Here is an 18,830-nt window from a genome sequence, read left to right as displayed (position 1 = left end):
TACTGTTGAAAGCGTCTTTATATTTTATTTTTAATGCTTAAATGGCTTGAGTACGCTCGATTAACCATGCTTTAACGTCACCTTCAAGGTGTTCACCAAGCACAGCTCTTACCTGCTCATGGTACTGATTGAGCCAAGCTTTCTCAGGTACAGTAATGAGATCATCTTGAATACAACGGGTATCAATCGGGCAGAGTGTTAGTGTTTCAAACTTTAAAAATTGTCCATAGCCAAGATCTTCAGTACTGACCAACGTATTCGCGACAAGGTTTTCAATACGAATCCCCCATTGTTGCTCACGGTATAGGCCAGGTTCAATAGAAGTGATCATGCCTTCACGCATAGCGACATTTGTACTAATAGGTGTGTGATATGAAATACTTTGTGGGCCTTCATGTACATTCAGTGCGAAGCCTACGCCGTGGCCTGTACCGTGTCGGTAGTCAAGTTGGTGTTGCCATAGTGGTTGGCGTGCAATACTGTCAAGCAGTGGGGCAGCAAGTCCTTCTGGAAATACAGCTTGTGACAGTGCGATATTACTTTTTAGTACCAACGTATAGTCTTGGCATTGCTCTACTGAAGGTGTCCCAATCGGCACAACACGGGTAATGTCTGTTGTTCCTTCATGATATTGTGCACCAGAATCTATGAGTAACAAGCCATCACCTTGAATCTGTGAGAAAGATTCAGGTGTTGCACGATAGTGTGGTAAAGCACCATTTTCATTAAAGCCTGCAATGGTTGGGAAGCTTAACCCTGTAAAGCCTTCTTGTTGTGCTCTAAAGTGAGTAATTTTTTCATCAATCGTGAGTTCATTGATGGCATCATTATTTTTAAGTGCTTGCTCTAACCAGTAAAAGAAATGACACAGTGCTATTCCATCTTTCAACATGGCATGTTTGATGTGTTCAATTTCACTTTGTGCTTTACATGCTTTTAAAAATGTACTTGGATTCGTGGCTTGGATGACTTCGACACTGCTTGGAATCGCATGTGCGTGATATAGCGTCACTTTGTTTGGGTCAATTAATATTTTTGTAGTTTCGAGGTGTGCTAAAAAGCGAGCACTGTCTTCGTAATTGTGAATATGAATACGTTCTTGATCAAGAATATCTCTGACTTCAGCAGGTAATTTATCTTGATCAATAAATAGGGTCGTGGTTTTGTCGTGAGCAATATATAAATGTGCTAAAAAAATTGGGTTATATTCTACATCACTACCACGGCAATTGAGTAACCATGCAATATCATCAAGGCTAGAAATAAAATGGCCATCTATACCATGTTCGTTCAGATAACGGCAGACTTCAGCAATTTTATCTTTAAGCGAAAGTGCATTAAGACCTTCTTGCATTGCGTAAATGGGTTTTTTAGGTAACGCTGGACGGTCTGACCAAATTGGGTCAACTAAATCTTTAATGGTATGTAATGCAATATCTTTTTCTTTTAATGCTTTTGAAAGTTGTTCAAATTGTGCTAATGAAAGTATCCGGCCATCAATTGCTACAATTTGATTTGCGTCGAGTTTGTGAATGAGCCAAGGGGTATAGTGTGACTCTGGGTCTGCTGTTAATTTTTTAAGGTTAATCTCTGTATCTTGAAGTGCTTTTTCTGCCTGTGCCCAATATCTTGCATCAACCCATAATCCGGCCTCTTCTTGCGTGACGACCAATGTACCTACAGAGCCTGTAAAACCAGTAAGCCATTCCCTTGCTTGCCAGTGAGCAGGTAGGTATTCTGATAGATGTGGGTCTGCACTAGGTACAATATATGCATTGATATGGTGTAATTCCATATGCTGGCGTAACTGTTGTAATTTTTGATTGGGTGTAGACGAGTCTGTCATGAGTATCAACCTTCATTGCTTGAAAGATATTTAGGTTAAAAATATGGGTTATTTTTGAAGCATTCTTGTTTTAGTAAGATACACCGATCTGTTTGTTTCGTCTAATTTATCTGTATGGTTTGTATTGTTTTACGTGATTAACAAAGGGGATTTTTTAGTTTTTATTAAGCGCAAATATTATTTGAAAGCTAAAATTAGTTCAATTTGATGTAATGAAGTAGGGAAACTAATCCTATTTGATATGAGTATCACTTCTATTTATTTGACTTCAAACGAAATTCAGTATTTATAATAAAGATTGATATGATGATTTTTTAAAATTAAAAGTAATTAAATACGAGTAGCTTATTGTACATGTATCTTTCTATAGATAGATTTAGTTAGGAAAATAACGATTCACATAAGTTATTAATACTTTTAATGAATTCTAACTATCTGATTTAGATATTTTAAAAAAGAAAAGCCTAATTATTTAAGCTTTTCTTTTTTTATATTTATAAATTAGTATTTGTAAATATGATAGGTAGCAAATTTACCAACTTCAATATTAGATGACCAACTACCGGTTATCCTATTTGCATCCCAACGGTACATACTGTGTCGTTTAGGCCAAATTGCATGAGCCCAATCAGGTGCACCAGAACACATACCACCTGTTTGTACAAATGCACCTTTATATACACCACGCATCCAACGACGTTGAATTACTTGAATAGGTTCTGCAGAATAACCAGGTTGAACAGTTACGTTCCATCCAAATGTAGTTGTTATACTCTTATTTTTACTGTAGTTACCATTGATGCTGCCTGGTAAGAATGCACCAATTACGGGTATTTTGTCAGCATTAAAAGTACCACCAACAGCCCAGCTATAACCTGTAGTTTGAGCTTTACTCCACATATACATACAGCTTTGCGTACCAACAGATGGGCAACGGAATGGTTGACCATCTGATTGTCTACCGCGCCAAACCCAATCATCCCACGTATTACGTGCTTGTTGCCGTATAATTTTGATTGAACCATCACCTAAAAGAGCAGGTTCATTATGAGGATATTCACACTGATCAGCAAAAACTGGTGTAGAAATAAGGGTTAAAAGAGAAATTGCAATATGTTTAATCTTCATTTTTATCTCCTTTATAAACCAAATACATCATTTACAGTATTCGCTACTTTCGTATCGCCATTTGTAGATGCTTTAGATCCGAAAGCTGAAGATGAAATTGGGGTAACGTTATATCCTCCCTCCGGTTGGCTACTTTTTGAAATCATGATGGCTTCAGAGTTTATTGAAAAACCTGCAATGCTTTTTGCAACATTTTGTGCTGTAGCAGTACCCGCTTTGGCATCAACAATAATAGTTCCACCTTGATTTAGGTAGTTTTGTAGTTGGCTAATCTGACTCTTAGATAAGTTAACGCTACTGTCAACAAAGATCATTTCATAGCCTTGGCTATTAATTTGAGAGACTGGTTTGATTTGATTAAAAACAAATCCTGACGTGCCATTCATTGTATAAATGATACGTTTATCTGGTTGGCCGTATGGCACTTCATCGGCAGCAAAAATAGATGGAGAGATTACCAAAAGAGATAATGTGGACAATAAAATATTTCTAGCAAATTTAATCATTGCGACCTCCTTTAAAAGGTTTAAATGTATATTTAATAAATATTGGTTTCATTTGAGTGAAATTAATAATATAAATTAAATAAAATGTTAATTATTTAACCAATATTTATTTTTGTGTGACATATTTATCACGTATTTATTATTATATATATCTTATATGTTTGTAAATGTTAAAAATGCCCATCTTTTTTCACTAAATTGTGGGCATATTTGCCTACAATATAGATAATGTGTGATATTTGTCACATAAAATACATTTCGCATATTGTTGCAAAATTGTTCGACCTTTTTGTACATATATGCTAAGGTTCAGCCACTTTAAAACAGTCAAAACGGGCTGATGTAAGTTTTTACATTGTTGCTTTTATATGTTTAAAACAATAATCATCGTGCTTTAGATTTGAGTATATTCCAGTCATTTTAGTGCAGTAGTCACCCATGTTATTGAGATAGCATGCTGGTAAAAACTGTACCTCAGTTATTAGATAAACATGCAAAATGCTCCTACACGAACATTAAATCGAACGACTTTAATGTTTCCTCTCGCATTGGTTCTATTTGAGCTTGCGACATATATTGGTAATGATTTAATTCAGCCTGCGATGTTACCTATCACACAGTATTTTGGTGTGAGTACGACTTTAGCGCCATCGGCAATGTCACTTTATTTATTAGGTGGTGCCTGTGTAGCATGGTTATTCGGACCACTATCTGACCGTTATGGCCGAAAAAAAGTTCTTTTGGCAGGTGTATTGTTTTTTACAATAAGTTGCGTACTTATTCTGTTTACACAAAATATGTCGCAATTTTTAATACTGCGGTTTTTACAAGGCTCAGGTTTGACCATTGTTTCTGCAGTTGGTTATGCAGCTGTACAAGAGTCTTTTGAAGAAAAAGATGCAGTCAAAGTCATGGCACTGATGACGAATTTGTCACTCTTAGCACCGCTTTTAGGGCCAGTGTTGGGTGCATTTTTAATTAGTCATATTTCTTGGCATTGGGGTTTTGTATTTATTGCTTTGATTTCTTTAATCAGCTGGTTTGGTTTGAAACAGGCAATGCCTGAAATTAAGCCGACAGTACACGAGCAAAAAACATTACCTGAATTGTTTAAGGGCTTTAAAGCAGTTTATTCAGACAGGCATTTTTTAAGTCTGGCTGTAGCATTACCTTTGGTTGTATTGCCGTTAATGTTGTGGATTGCAATTTCTCCAATTATTTTGGTCGATGAACTTAAACTATCCAGCTTACAATATGGCCTTTTTCAAATTCCTGTTTTTGCAGGTCTTATTTTAGGAAATATTGTTTTAATTAAAGTTGTAGATCGTTATGAGTTAGGAAAAACCATCTTTGTTGGTTTTCCTATTATGTTGCTTGGTGCTGTAATTGCCAGCACAGCATTGATTTGGCCAGCATTGGTCATTCCCTTATTGCTTGTTGGCTTAACACTCGTAAGTTTTGGTGAGGGTATTGCTGTATCCGTAGTGTTTCGTTCGGCATTTGCATCATCTGAGCTACCTAAAGGTACAGTTGCAGCTTCTATGTCTATGTTGAATATGACATGCTTTTTTGTAGGAATTGAAGTCGTACGTATTTTATATAGTCATTTTCATATGGCAGCTTACTTGCTCATGAGTATTGTGGTTATTTTAATTTGGTTTACATTCCCACGCCGTGCTTTGATCAAAGAAATGCAAAAACGCAAAAAACAGGCTTAGTTTAAGTCATAAAAAAGAGGCCATGATTGGCCTCTTTTTTATTTAATATCACGTGTTAAAAGGTAGCTACGCAAGCTAATAAATTCGGGGAATGATTCTAGCAATAAGTTGATTTGTTTTAACACCAATTGTAAATGTTCGGAAAGTCGCTCTTGTTGAAAGAGTTGTTCTACTTCTAAAGTTTTCTCATTAATTTGTATTGTAGATAGCCCTTGTTCATTAAGTAAGACATTTTGCATGGTGTCATTACACCATTGGATGAGTGTGAGGACTTGGGTATCTGTGACTAAGTTGCGTTGAGCACCCAATGCGGAAATATAGCTGAGCTGGCTATGGCTATACACCAAATAGCGAAAAGCATGATGAATTAATTCGGTGTCTGGGTTGGGTTCTGCACTTAAACTAGAAATCATATTTGCCAATTCAGTTTGAGTATTATGCGCAAAACGTCGTGCTGTACGGTACTGCATGCTATTATTCTTTCCAGACTGATATTGCACTCTAATTTCTGTTAAATAGTTTACGGTTGCACGTTCACTATTTTTGATATTTTTTGAGATGTCTCTGCAGTGCCAATCAGGCCAAATAAAGCTCACAGCAACCCAAGCAATAAAACAACCGATGAGTGTATCGACAATTCTAGGAATAATAATTTCATAAGCAGCACCTTTAATACTAAAGATAAGTAATACCATGAGCGTTGCCATCAATGTGGCAATTGCATATTTTTTTACGCGTAAATAAAAAAACAATACTGCACAAATGACAGTCAGTACGAGCTGTGTAGGGGTGTCACGTATAAAATATAAAATAGGCAGACCAATAATTACACCTAAAATGGTTCCGAGTGTACGCATTTTTAAACGTGCTTTGGTCGCAAAATAGCTGACTTGGCAGACAAATAAACTGGTCAGTAAAATCCAATAACCATGTTTTGCAAAAGGTAACAATGAAATGAGATAGCCAACAAAAAAAACAAAAGCAATCCGAACCGCATGGCGAAATAAAGATGATTGTGGTGTTAGATGTTGTTTGAATTTTAAAATAAGATCTTGCCAGTCTTGAATGTCACCGTCTAGTAAATTGATATTGTCTGACGTTTGATGTTCTACAATATTTTGCTGTATGGTCAAGTCATTAAGATGCTTTAGTTGTTCGTAAATTCGACGTAAATTACCAGAGATAAGCTGTAAATTTTTAACTTCAATATTATACGGATGTTGATTAATCCAGTCATGTACAGCATGTTCAAGGTGTAAAAGTACGGTCGTGTGTTGTTCTGAGATATCGTAAGTTTGTTGTTGTAAAATACTTTGTGCAAGGTCTTCAAATGCATTCGCAGTTAAATGAATATTTTTTTGCATACGAAAAATCACATCACTTCGACTAAAGTGTAAACCCACTTTTTCATAGTTTAAGTAGTTTGAAGCGGCTTGCTCATGAATATCTTGTGCAAAAAAGTGTAGGTTTAACCAGTAAATTGTATTTTTATTGGCACGTGATGCTTTGAGTCTGGTCAGTAGAGCAGTTTTATTAATATCTAATTGTTGTACCAATTTTGAGTTATATCCAGAAAGCTCATAAAGTTGTTGTTCTATATCTTGTTTGGTATTGTCTGGGTCAAATAGCTTGGCTTTGTGGTGAAGGAGTTCTGATAGTAATGAAAATGTTTGTGATAAACTGTCTTGTACAAATAAAGTGGGTTTGAGTAAATAAAAAATAATTGAAGTCAAACTATACCAAATTGCACCTGCAACAAAACAGATGGGTTGAAAATACCAAGTAGTGTATTCACCAAAGCCAAACATGGTGTAAATTGACAATAAAATAGTGCCAAAAGAAATGGCTGCATAGCGTTGGCCTAAACTGCCCAGTAAAATAAAAAATGCACTAGATAAGGAGAGGTAGGTAATAAAAAAGATAGGCTGTGTTGCGAGTGTTTCTAGAATGCTGCTGGTAATAAAAAATAAACAACATACATAAATTAAGCTACGTAATCTTACACTTAATCGATCATCAAAGTCGGTAAGTGCTGTAGCAATTGCACCAAGTGTTACAGGTACAATATATTCTTCACAACCTATGTAGTAAAGTACTAAGGTCGTACCCAAAAAAACAATCAAGATTTGCCAGCAATACATGAAAATGGCATTTGAAGTATAGCGTTTGATACATTGTATAAGCCAGTGCATGGTTTTTTTATAAGCCAATCAAACAAGTTTTTAGAGTCTGCTTTTTAATATAAAAAGTCAAATATATTTATAATATCTAATGCGATTATAGATGGTAATTTATTTAAAAATAATATTTTAAGTCGTTTTAAAGAAAAACAATATATCGTCTATGACGTTTTTTGTTATTTGTGTCACAGCATTAGTAATATAATGACTGCCCACTTAGTATTAAAAAATAATTTTATTTGGTTGTTTGTTTTCATGGTTATAGTATAATAGAAATGTATTTTGTTATTTTTTTTGTGATGAATTTGTCACAATTTAACAGGAACGATTGTTTTTCTCCCAAATTGCACTTAATAAGTATAAATATATAAAGTCAACTGATGCAGTGAGTGAAGTTTTAGGTTGTTATTGTGACTTGAAAGGAGTTTTTGAGTAGCAATAACATGTTTTTGTGGATTAAATCCACGATCTTTAAAAGACATTTAGTTGATTGTTTTAATCTACAGTCTTTTAATTTTGGAGTAGTAAATCATGGCAATTAAGTTAGCAATATTAAGTGATGAGTTAGACGGCTTCATCGCAGCTTCTTTAGTTGATAGCGAAAGTGGAATGCCACTTGCCACTGAAGGTACAGGGCTAGATATAGATATTGCGTCTGCAGGTAATACTCAGGTGATACGTGCTAAGCGTGAGGTTGCAAAAGCTCTAGGCTTAGATGACTCAATTGAGGACATTTTAATTACCTTGGCTGAACAATATCATCTTATTCGTCCGCTCAAAGGTAATAAAGATTTGTTTTTATATATCGCTTTAGACCGTAAGAAAGCAAACCTTGCAATGGCACGTCATGTGTTAAAAAAATTCGATAATCAACTCGACTTTTCATAAGCTAGTTTTGAGTGAGAGAGAGGGAAGGAAGTTCAAGTAACTTCCTTTTTTTATAGATTATAGCCATTAATTTTTTCTATAGAATAATAAACACTGATTTTATTCATATTTAAGCTCAGTATTATTTAAAGATATGCTATAAAGTGATAAACATATTTTGCACACTGTCTAAAATAGGTATCTTTCATGGCTGATCAAACAACAGTATCTTTCAACCCAACCTCACTGTTAATGGTTAAATCTGAAATAGAGCGGTCTATTCAGCAAATTGAAATACTCGTAACCAGTTTGATTGAGGAACGTAAAGAACCTTTAGAGCTTGATGATGCCTTATTACATTTAAAACAGTGTGCACAGGTTCTATTGCTGCTTAAGCAATATAATTTATCAAAGGTCGTTGAATACAGTGCACTATTAATTATTGAAATGGCGAAAGAGCCAGAACATATTAAGCAGCGAAATGCATTTGTTGTCAGCCATGCATTACTTAGTGCGAAACGCTATATTGATTTTAGTTGTTTAGAAGAAAAAAGTATTCCCCAATTTTTATTATGTGATTTAAATGCATTAGAGCAACAACTTCATTTGCCGAAGACAACAGAGGCTGCTGCCTTAGAGCAAGTATTAGATCATATTCCAGAGGTTGCTTTTGATGGAGAGCAAATTACAGAGTCATCTGTGTATGTTCATCAGCTATATAAAATCTGTTTAAAGCAATTATTTCGTCAAAATACATCTACGCTGAATAGTCATGCATTGAAAGCAGTCGGTGAACATTTGGTTCATCTTTCAATGAATAAGCCAAGTAGTTCCTATTGGAAATTGGTATATCAGTTATTTGCACACATTAATGATGTTTTTTTAAATGTTACACGGTTACGAATATTTGTACAAATCGAAAAAAATATTGATAATTTTTTAACCAAATCAAATTTCAAGCCGAGTATGTCAGAAGTTGCCAATATTATTTATATTTGTTTGGCACAAGACTCAGCAGTCTCTGAGAAGTTACAAGAACAATTGGAATATAGTGGCCATATCATTGCTGATCGTGATTTGAGTGGGTTGCGCAAGAAATTATTTTCTGCAGATTATGAAACGGTGAGAACAATTACTCAATTGCTTACCGAAGAGATTACTGCAATTTATCAAGAGTTAGAAGTTAAGTATCAAAACTTAAGTACAGAACGTTTAGGTGTTTTACATCAGCAAGCACTCGCAATTAAGCAAATCTTAAGTGTTTTAAATATGCATGATATTGCAAGTGACTTAGAGCAGTACTTACCGTTATTGCAAAACCCTACTCAAATTAAACAAGAGTCACTTGTCAATCAGTTGATGCAAAGTTTATTGAGTGCCTTAAACCATTTGCGCCTTTATGCACGACAAAAAACACCTCGTTTACTACGCTATAAAGTTGTTAATCAAAATATTGCTTTAGATCGTTTAGACGATGCTTATGAAACCCTATCGCAAGAGTTACAATCTTTAATCGATGAGGGTTCAAATCAGTTGATGCAGTATGTAGTAACCCCTGAGCAAAATTTAATTGCGACACTACCAACGTTGTTAGATGAAATCGCAGGTGCAGCACGATTTGTTTTCGACAATGACTCTATTTATCAAGCTGCGCTTAATAGTGCTCGTTTTATTGAAACTTGTTTCGAAGAGCAAATCATCATTAAAGAAAATGACATTAAAACACTTTTGAGTGTCTATGCAAGTATTGATATTGCACTTAAAGAAATGAAAAACCATCAACCAATTATGCTAGATATGTTTACTGTTGCTCTAAATAATACACAACAGTTACAGGCGGTAGCTTAGTTCGGTTTTTTTAACACCATATAAAATATATATGGTGTTTGTCATTAAACATTTATATATATCATTTATAGTGGCACCATTATTGCTTATGTAAATTGATTATTACAGTTGCGTTTTAACAGTGTATTTTAATGATTGTAAATGGCATTTTTGATTTAAATCGAAGTGCTACTTGTGAGAAAGTTTCATGAGTATTTGATTTGTATTTTTATGTGAATTGAGTCTCGTTTTAAATGTCTTATTTTATTGAAAGGCAATTTACTCATTGAAGCCTATGCAAAATGCATATTTAATACATGATATGTAAAAGTCTAGTTTAAGAAACAGACAAACTATGCGTGAGTGAATGAGATCATTTAACTAAAGGGGAGACAAGATGAGCGGTCTTAAAGTAATGATCATCGATGATTCAAAAACAATTCGACGTACTGCTGAAACTTTATTGCAACGAGAAGGGTTTGAGGTTGTCACCGTTGTTGATGGCTTTGAAGCGTTGTCTAAAATTACTGAAAGTAATCCTGACATTATTTTTGTTGACATCATGATGCCCCGTTTAGATGGCTATCAAACTTGTGCATTAATTAAAAATTCAGAGCAATATCGCAATACACCTATTATTATGCTATCAAGTAAAGATAGTTTATTTGACCGTGCTAAAGGGCAAATTGTAGGTTCTGATGAGTATTTAACCAAACCATTTAGTAAAGATGAATTGCTTGATGCAATTCGTACACATGTAAAGTCGTAACATTTGTAATAACGCTTTTGATTTTAAGTTCGGGGATAACGTGAAACGTATTTTAATTATTGATGACTCACCAACAGAAGTATTTCGTTTTAAAGAAATTCTAGTTAAGCATGGTTATGATGTTCTAGAAGCAAGTAACGGTGCAGATGGGGTGACGCTTGCGACAGCAGAAATGCCAGATTTGATTTTGATGGATGTTGTCATGCCTGGTGTAAATGGTTTTCAAGCGACACGTCAAATTACACGTACTGAGCAAACTAAAGATATTCCTGTAGTCATTGTGAGTACTAAAAACCAAGAAACTGACCGAGTTTGGGGAAAGCGCCAAGGTGCTAAAGACTACTTGACTAAGCCAGTGGAAGAAGATGCACTCATTCGTGTGATTGAAGCTAACCTTGTTTAATTAAAAGATTAGGGCTTATATATCATGGCAGTAAGTGGATTTTTAGAATTACTTCGGCTGACTAAGCAGGGAAATAAGCGTCAACAAGCAGATGATATTAACAGATGGTCTGGAATTGCATTTGAAATGCAGGGACAGACATTTGTTATTCCCTTAGGCGAGGTCAATGAGGTTTTATATTGTCCGGAGCTGACATCAGTACCGAATGCAGAATCTTGGCTTAAAGGTCTTGCCAACGTACGTGGTCAATTGCTTACTGTAATTGATCTCTCAGAGTACTTTTCTGGCCCAGCCGTAAAGTTGACACGACAACACAAATTATTGTGCCTGCGTCACGAAGATTACTATATTGGATTTATTGTAGATCAAGTATTGGGGCTTCAGCATTTTCATACAACAAGTTTTGTTGCTTTAAATAAAGTACTTAAACAAGAGTTGCAAAAGTATTGTCATGGCTACTTTAAGCAAAAACAGACGCATTGGAATGTTTTCTTATTTAGTACATTACTGAAAGATTTTTACCAAGTGAATACCGTCTTAAATACATAGATATGAACTTGTTACGCGAATATTGAGATTTTTGGGGAGAGCTGTATGGGCTTAAAAAGTCTAGCAAGTGGTAAGAGTGGCATCATTAAACAACTAGATGCTCGCTTAAATCAACTAAGTCAGAGTTTTGGTGATAGTAAAGGTGTTAAGGCACTATTACTTGTGAGTATTCTCAGTATTATAGGTACTTTGCTGGTTCTATTCTTTATTTTCTATAGTACCGCAAAGCATAATGCAGTGACTCGAAGCCTTGCTGATCTTAAGCTTATCTCTCAAGTTATTCCTAAACAAGTGACCGAAGCCAATACAACAGGCGCTGATGCAGAGTTTCATGCATTAGAACAAAGCCGTGAAAGTTTTAATAAAAATTTATCTGTAGTTCAAGACTCCTTTGAAGTGAGTGGTGATGCTAGTAAAGTACAGGCAGAATGGAATAATACTGCAAAAAACTTAAATGTACTTCTTGAAAACAAACCTGTATTGAATAATTTGCGTAAAACAGTTGTAGAAATGGACCAAGCAGTTCCAAGTTTACAGTTTCAATATAATGCGCTCATTAAAGAAATGATTAAACGTGGTTTGCCAACCAGCCAAATTACGATTGCAAAAGATCAGGTAATTTTAGCTGAACGTATGTTACGTTCAATGCATAACGTGACACGTATTAGTCAGTCACAGTTAATCGATCCAATTAAAAGTATTTCACTTGATCGTGACGAACAGTCAACCCCAATAAGTGACTTTCAAGAAGCAAATGAAACATTTGCGAACTATATGAATGCACAAATTGATGGTGAAACCATTTTTGGTGTTGAGAAACTTGCTGATCCTGAACTACGTAGTAGCCTTTTAGAAATTAAAAAACGATATGATGATATTGTGCAAAAAGATGCACAAATTTTGATTGCTGATGGAAGTAAACTATTTAAAGTACAAACATCATCAAATGCAATTTTAACAGATTCGGATACTTTGCTAGAAAGCCTAGATCAGTTATCCGTATCTTCTATATTCACTGTATATATTCCACGTGTATTGTTGATCGTCGGCTTTCTTGCCTTTATTGTTGCATTGGCTAAGTTGTTTAGAATTCGTGCGGAAAATGACCAACTACGTATTACTGAATTAAAAAATGAGTACGATCAAAACCAGACGGCAATTTTACGACTACTCGATGAAATTGCTGACTTGGCAGATGGTGACTTGCGTCACTATGCAACAGTATCGGAAGACTTTACAGGGGCAATTGCTGACTCGATTAACTTCGCAATTGATCAGTTACGTGACTTGGTTTCTCGAATTAATGAAACGTCACAACAAGTATCGCAATACTCTCAAAATACGCAAAATGTAACAACCAACTTAACTGATGCATCTAAAAAACAATCTGATGAAATTTCAACTGCTTATATTGCAATTCGAGAGATCGTTTCTTCAATTGGTCAAGTTTCTAATAATGCCAACGAATCTACAGAAGTTGCACAACGTTCGGTGAAAATTGCATCAAATGGTGCAAATGTCGTCAACCGATCTATGGAAGGTATGGATACGATTCGTGAACAGATTCAAGAGACATCAAAACGAATCAAACGTCTTGGTGAATCATCACAAGAAATTGGTAACATTATTTCTTTGATTAATGATATTGCAGATCAAACTAACATCTTGGCATTGAATGCTGCAATTCAAGCATCGATGGCAGGTGAGGCTGGTCGAGGCTTTGCGGTAGTTGCCGACGAAGTACAGCGTCTCGCAGAGCGCTCAGCATCTGCAACCAAACAGATTGAAGGTCTTGTTCGTACGATTCAGTCTGATACCAATGAAGCAGTAATTTCAATGGAACATACCACCACAGAGGTTGTCCGTGGTGCAAATCTTGCAAAAGATGCAGGGGTAGCACTTGATGAAATTCAAACGGTATCTAATACTTTGGCACAGCTGATTGGTAACATTTCTCAAGCGTCACAACAGCAATCAGTTTCAGCAAGTAAAATTGAAAATACAATGACTGTTGTACAAAGCATTACGACACAAACAACAGCTGCAACATTTGATACGGCACGATCAGTTTCTGAACTTGCAAACATGGCTGAATCATTACGAGAGTCTGTAACAGACTTTAAGCTGCCAGAAAAGCCGTAATTTGCCTTACACGGTAGCCGTGTTATCTATATACCAGCTTCGATGTATTGATCTATTTTAAATGTCGGTCAATACATCGGCAAGCGCTAAACAGATAAAGTTTGAGCGAAATATGAATGAATTCGTACAGAGGCTAGTGCAAGATATTGCTGTACCAGCAGACACCTATTTACAACAAGATACAGAAATTGTTGAAATTTTTGCAGAAGAAGCCGAAGAAATTATTGTTGAACTGACTGAGTTATTTGTTCAATGGCAGCAAGATTTACATGCATTTGAAGCACTGACAGTCATCCGCCGACATTTCCATACTTTAAAAGGGTCTGGCCGAATGGTTGGGGCTAATCAAATGGGAGAGTTTGCTTGGGGTATTGAAGAATTATTAAATAGTGTGCTACAAGAACATATTTTATTAACCGAAGATATTAAACAATATACGTTAAGTAGTTTTGATTTCTATCAAAAACAGCTACTTCCAAGTATTCAGCATATTGAACCCTTAACCTGTGATATTCGCCCATTTTTATATGTTGCCAAAGCATTAAAAGAGCAACAAACGGTGGATGCACAAATATGGCAAATAATAACAGCATCTGATGTAAATACTGAAACGATACCAGGTGATGATCTTACTGCTGAAGAAATATCAACAGCGTTGCCTGAAACAGTAGAGGAAGATACTGTATCAAGTACCATATCTATCATGGTTGACATACCAAGTGTCTATTTAGATGAGATGGCAGAACATCTTGAAAAAGTAAGACATTACTTAAATAATAATGAACCTTCCATTAAAGATACAACAGGCTTAATCAGAGCAATTCATACCCTTAAAGGGAGCTCAAGCATGATGAATGTCGATGATTTAGTATTTGCAAGTGGTAATGTAGAGGTTTCACTTAACTTAGAGTTACAAGAAAAAGGGCAACTGGATCTCAGTCTAAATTTACTTGAACAGTTTGAAATATTTTTGAGTCAGTATTTACTTGGCTTAAGAGCCACAGATGCGTCTTTAATTACGAGCAGTTTAAAACAGTTTAAAACAGTATGGCAACAGTACGAAGAGTATATTAAACACTCAGAACAAGAACAAATTCGTATAAACGATATTATTGCACTAAATATTGATCACTTACTGGGTGTTGCAGACGATTTTGATCTAAAAGTATGGCGTGATGCTGAAAGTTATCTGACAGAATTAATTGATGAAAGCGAAATATTAATTCAATGGGCTGACAGTAAAAATCTGGTCGATTTAGCCGATTACGTAATCAAATTACGTCAAGCATATATGATCTTGCTTGCAGTGGCTTTTTCCGATTATGATGCATTAAAAATACAAAGTATTGCTTTTGATGATTTTCATAATGCATTAATGATTTATTTTGACTTTTTAGCATCAGGTCAAATTAACCCAGTATTGTTACAACATCAAGATGAGCTTGATGTGTTGATCAACACATTGTCTGAAATACGCAGCAATGCTGAACAGCCACTTGTTATACCTGCGCCAGATATTCCAGTTGCTCAAATTATCAAAAAAATAGAGTGTGATGAATTTAATTTATCACAATGCTCAGCCAACGTATTAGATGACACAGAACTGGTTGATATTTTTGTTGAAGAGGCTGAAGAAATTGTTGCACAAATGGACAGTGATCTCAGTGAGTTTGAAAGTAATCCAATACAGCTGATCACATTAAAAAAATTGATGCGAAATTTGCATACCCTAAAGGGCAGTGCAAATATGATTCAAGCCGTGAATTTAGGTACAATAGCCCATCACTTAGAATCAGTGTATGAGTTACTCATTCATCAAAAACGTGAAGCTACACCGTTACTTCTGGCAATTTTACGCTGTATTCACGATAAACTTGCAGGCCGTACGGATGCGATTCGAGATCAAGGTTTAGATTTTAACGCTACACATACTTTAGCTTTACTAGAGTCTTGTAAACAAATTGGTGAAAATTATGATTTCACTTTAGATACAACGTCTGAAGCAATCATAGAAGATCATGATAAAATATCTAAGTCATCAGATCAGGAAAATTTAGCCACAGAAAAACCTGCATATATCAGACATACCCCCCAAAGTATGGCCTTATTAGACGTGACTCAAAACGCTTTTCATGCGTGGTGTGAAGATCGTTCGAGCCGTAGCTTATTGCTTGCAGTGCAACGTGGTATGTATGCTTTGGATCACGATGCAAAGCAGATTGTTGATGCAAAACAGCTTCAAGATCTGACGGCTTTATTGGTTGATTTCTTTGAGCAATATACAATTTATCAAATACAAACGGATATCCATGATGATAACATCAACATGGCATTTGATCGTATATCTGCTTATTTTAATCAAAACATTGATTTATCTGCGCTTGAAAAAGTTCGACAAGCGATTGAGAAAATTAAATTCACAAGTTTTTCTTCTACAGGTAGAACTGAGTCTGTAGAACAAATGGCTCAAGCCGTAGATGATGTACAGGGGGATGGTGCAACACCGCCATCAATGCATGGTTTATGGCAAGATCAATCTGATGCAACCATAACCCAAGAAATGCTACGTGTTTCAGCCGTGACTATTGATAAAGTCACGAATTTAACTGCTGAAAGTGCGATTAACAGATCTCGTGTTGAAATGGGATTAAACCAATTTAGTACGACTTTATCTGAAATGGAACTCGCAATCGTACGACTATCTGAGCAGTTGCGACGCATGGAGGGTGAGCTTGAAACGCAGATTTTGGCAAAACATGGTACTGAACATGATTATCAAGATTTTGATCCATTGGAAATGGATCAATACTCTGCATTAAACCAATTGTCTAAGTCACTTGCAGAGTCAGCTTCTGATTTACTTGATTTTAAATCTACTCTAAGTGATAAAATTACGGATTCAGAAACCTTACTTCTTGAACAAGCACGTATGCAAACAGATGTACAGGATAATTTGTTACGTGTAAGGCAAGTTGGCTTTTCATTAATTGAGTCGAGGTTGCAGCGTTTGGTTCGGCAAACAGCTATGTCGGTAAACCGTTCGGTTGAGCTTGAGATTATTAATTCAAGACTTGAAATAGATCGAAGTATTTTAGACCGTTTAGTCTCACCACTTGAGCATATGCTACGAAACTCAATTGACCATGGGATTGAAAGCACGCGAGAACGCTTACAAAAAGAAAAACCCAAAGTAGGTAAAGTCAGTATTACCTTAACGCGTCAAGGTACAGATATTTTATTGGATATCAAAGACGATGGTCGAGGTATTGATGTTAATCAAATTCGACGCAAAGCAGAGGGACTCGGTCTTATTACAGAATATGAGAAAATGGCTGACGAAGATATACTTCAATTTATCTTTAGCTCAGGGTTTTCAACTGCTGAACAGCTTACACAGCTCTCAGGGCGTGGGGTTGGTTTAGATGTAGTAAAAAATGATATTCGTACTTTGGGTGGACACATTTCGGTGACATCCGTTAAGGGTCAAGGGGCACAATTTACCATACGTATTCCAACTATTATGACGGTGGCTGATGCGTTGATGGTTAAAGTGAGTGAACAACAATTTGCGATTCCTTTGTCACAAATTGACCGTATTACAATGATGCCGTCAGAGGCATTGCAAAATTACTTTAATAGCGATGAAGAGTCTCTACAAATAGATGGTCGAGATTGCCGTTTACGTTATTTATCAGAATTTTTGGGATATGCTAAAAAACCAAGTTTTGGTATTACAGAAAACTTCCCAATTATTATGGTGAGAGGGTATAACAATCAACTTGTAGCTTTATTGGTTGATCAGTTGGTGGGCTCACGTGTAGAAATTGTTGTGAAGCCACTGAATAATACGTTGAAGCATATTCAGACTCTAGGTGGTGCAACCATTTTGGGTGATGGTCGAGTCTGCTTTATTTTAGATGCACAAAATATTGCTCGAAGTGCACAAAATACAATGCGTTATAGCCCTGTTTCAGACCATCTCAATTACGATGATAAACAAGATTTACGTCATACAGTAATGATTGTTGATGACTCAGTCACTGTTCGAAAAGTGACTTCTCGTATATTAGAGCGTCATGGGTATGATATTGTGACTGCCAAAGATGGTCTTGATGCCATGGAAAAGCTTGAAACCTTTAACCCAGACATTATGTTACTCGATATTGAAATGCCACGTATGGATGGCTTCGAAGTGGCTAATTTGGTACGGAGTGATGCAGTGCATCACGGGTTGCCAATCATTATGATTACGTCTAGAACAGGTTTGAAACACAGAGAGAGAGCCATTAGCCTAGGTGTTAATCACTATATGGGGAAACCATTCCAAGAAGATAATTTATTGGCTCAAATTGAAAAAGTACTACACGATTTAAAGGGTGATTCACATGGTAGATAATCGATCAGGGTATACCTCAGAGGCATCTACAGTTACACCTCAACAAAACCTAAGTGAGCTGATGACCGTATCGGCGGGTTTTGTTGATGTATTTAAAATTCGTTGTGCGAATCAAGCGATTATTGTTTTGCCACAAAATTTGATTTTGTCGGTACAAACACATCAAAAAGGTATTAAGCAGATTCAATGGCATGATGTTGCACTGCCTATTTATGCTGTACATGGGTCAGAAGCTAAAGATGTGATTGCATTGATTATTGAAAATGAGCAGGTAGAGCAACGTTTTGCCATTTTATGTGATGATATGCCTGAAGCACATCGATTAAGAATTTCGGAAGTTGTTGATGTATACGGTATAGAGAAGGAAGTTGGTGTCTTTCAGTATGTCCGTATTCATCAAGAGCTATGCCAAATTCCCTTACTTCATGAAATTTATACTAAAATCACGAAAGATCGCACTTAAGGTTTTATATACCACACTAAATCACCATAGTTTGGG

13 protein-coding genes are annotated in these 18,830 nt (G+C 35.8%); 9 read left to right on the top strand and 4 right to left on the bottom strand.

What is annotated here, in order from left to right:
- Window positions 1-37: 37 nt before the first annotated feature.
- The 3 genes from BLS38_RS08590 to BLS38_RS08580 form a co-directional block, all read right to left on the bottom strand.
- Window positions 38-1,846, bottom strand: a complete 1,809-nt coding sequence (locus BLS38_RS08590; RefSeq protein ID WP_092748629.1) for an aminopeptidase P family protein — start codon at window positions 1,844-1,846, stop codon at window positions 38-40.
- Between the two features lie 501 nt (window positions 1,847-2,347).
- Window positions 2,348-2,974, bottom strand: a complete 627-nt coding sequence (locus BLS38_RS08585; RefSeq protein WP_092748627.1) for a hypothetical protein — start codon at window positions 2,972-2,974, stop codon at window positions 2,348-2,350.
- 11 nt (window positions 2,975-2,985) lie between these two features.
- The gene (locus BLS38_RS08580) at window positions 2,986-3,480 is read right to left on the bottom strand and encodes a DUF4159 domain-containing protein (RefSeq protein WP_092748625.1); all 495 of its coding nucleotides are present in this window, start codon (window positions 3,478-3,480) and stop codon (window positions 2,986-2,988) included.
- Between the two features lie 491 nt (window positions 3,481-3,971).
- Here BLS38_RS08580 and BLS38_RS08575 point away from each other — a divergent pair, with 491 nt between their 5' ends.
- Entirely contained in the window at window positions 3,972-5,198 is a 1,227-nt protein-coding gene (locus BLS38_RS08575) for an MFS transporter (RefSeq protein WP_092748623.1), read from the top strand.
- 38 nt (window positions 5,199-5,236) lie between these two features.
- Here BLS38_RS08575 and yccS read toward each other — a convergent pair whose 3' ends face one another.
- Window positions 5,237-7,390: a YccS family putative transporter gene (yccS, locus tag BLS38_RS08570; protein ID WP_092748621.1), complete on the bottom strand. Its 2,154-nt coding sequence runs from the start codon at window positions 7,388-7,390 to the stop codon at window positions 5,237-5,239.
- Window positions 7,391-7,909: 519 nt separating this feature from the next.
- Here yccS and BLS38_RS08565 point away from each other — a divergent pair.
- From BLS38_RS08565 to BLS38_RS08530, 8 genes are all read left to right on the top strand, one after another.
- Window positions 7,910-8,266, top strand: a complete 357-nt coding sequence (locus BLS38_RS08565) for a hypothetical protein (protein ID WP_092748619.1) — start codon at window positions 7,910-7,912, stop codon at window positions 8,264-8,266.
- A 186-nt stretch (window positions 8,267-8,452) separates the two neighbouring features.
- Window positions 8,453-10,093, top strand: a complete 1,641-nt coding sequence (locus BLS38_RS08560; RefSeq protein WP_092748617.1) for a hypothetical protein — start codon at window positions 8,453-8,455, stop codon at window positions 10,091-10,093.
- Between the two features lie 376 nt (window positions 10,094-10,469).
- Window positions 10,470-10,841 carry a twitching motility response regulator PilG gene (gene pilG, locus BLS38_RS08555; protein ID WP_092748615.1) on the top strand — a complete coding sequence of 124 codons (372 nt, stop codon included), beginning with the start codon at window positions 10,470-10,472 and terminating at the stop codon, window positions 10,839-10,841.
- Window positions 10,842-10,881: 40 nt separating this feature from the next.
- Window positions 10,882-11,244, top strand: coding sequence for a response regulator (locus tag BLS38_RS08550; protein ID WP_092748612.1), 363 nt, complete (start codon window positions 10,882-10,884; stop codon window positions 11,242-11,244).
- Window positions 11,245-11,268: 24 nt separating this feature from the next.
- The gene (locus tag BLS38_RS08545) at window positions 11,269-11,793 is read left to right on the top strand and encodes a chemotaxis protein CheW (RefSeq protein ID WP_092748610.1); all 525 of its coding nucleotides are present in this window, start codon (window positions 11,269-11,271) and stop codon (window positions 11,791-11,793) included.
- 45 nt (window positions 11,794-11,838) lie between these two features.
- The gene (locus BLS38_RS08540; protein WP_092748608.1) at window positions 11,839-13,935 is read left to right on the top strand and encodes a methyl-accepting chemotaxis protein; all 2,097 of its coding nucleotides are present in this window, start codon (window positions 11,839-11,841) and stop codon (window positions 13,933-13,935) included.
- A 112-nt stretch (window positions 13,936-14,047) separates the two neighbouring features.
- Window positions 14,048-18,331: a hybrid sensor histidine kinase/response regulator gene (locus BLS38_RS08535; RefSeq protein WP_171258559.1), complete on the top strand. Its 4,284-nt coding sequence runs from the start codon at window positions 14,048-14,050 to the stop codon at window positions 18,329-18,331.
- Complete coding sequence (locus tag BLS38_RS08530; RefSeq protein WP_092748604.1) at window positions 18,321-18,794, top strand: hypothetical protein; 474 nt, start codon at window positions 18,321-18,323, stop codon at window positions 18,792-18,794. The genes BLS38_RS08535 and BLS38_RS08530 overlap by 11 nt, the downstream gene beginning before the upstream one ends.
- The last annotated feature ends 36 nt before the right edge of the window (window positions 18,795-18,830 follow it).

Source organism: Acinetobacter boissieri, assembly GCF_900096955.1.
GTDB lineage: Bacteria > Pseudomonadota > Gammaproteobacteria > Pseudomonadales > Moraxellaceae > Acinetobacter > Acinetobacter boissieri.
The sequence above is the reverse complement of the archived record's forward strand: the minus strand, read 5'-3'. Positions and strand labels throughout refer to the sequence as shown.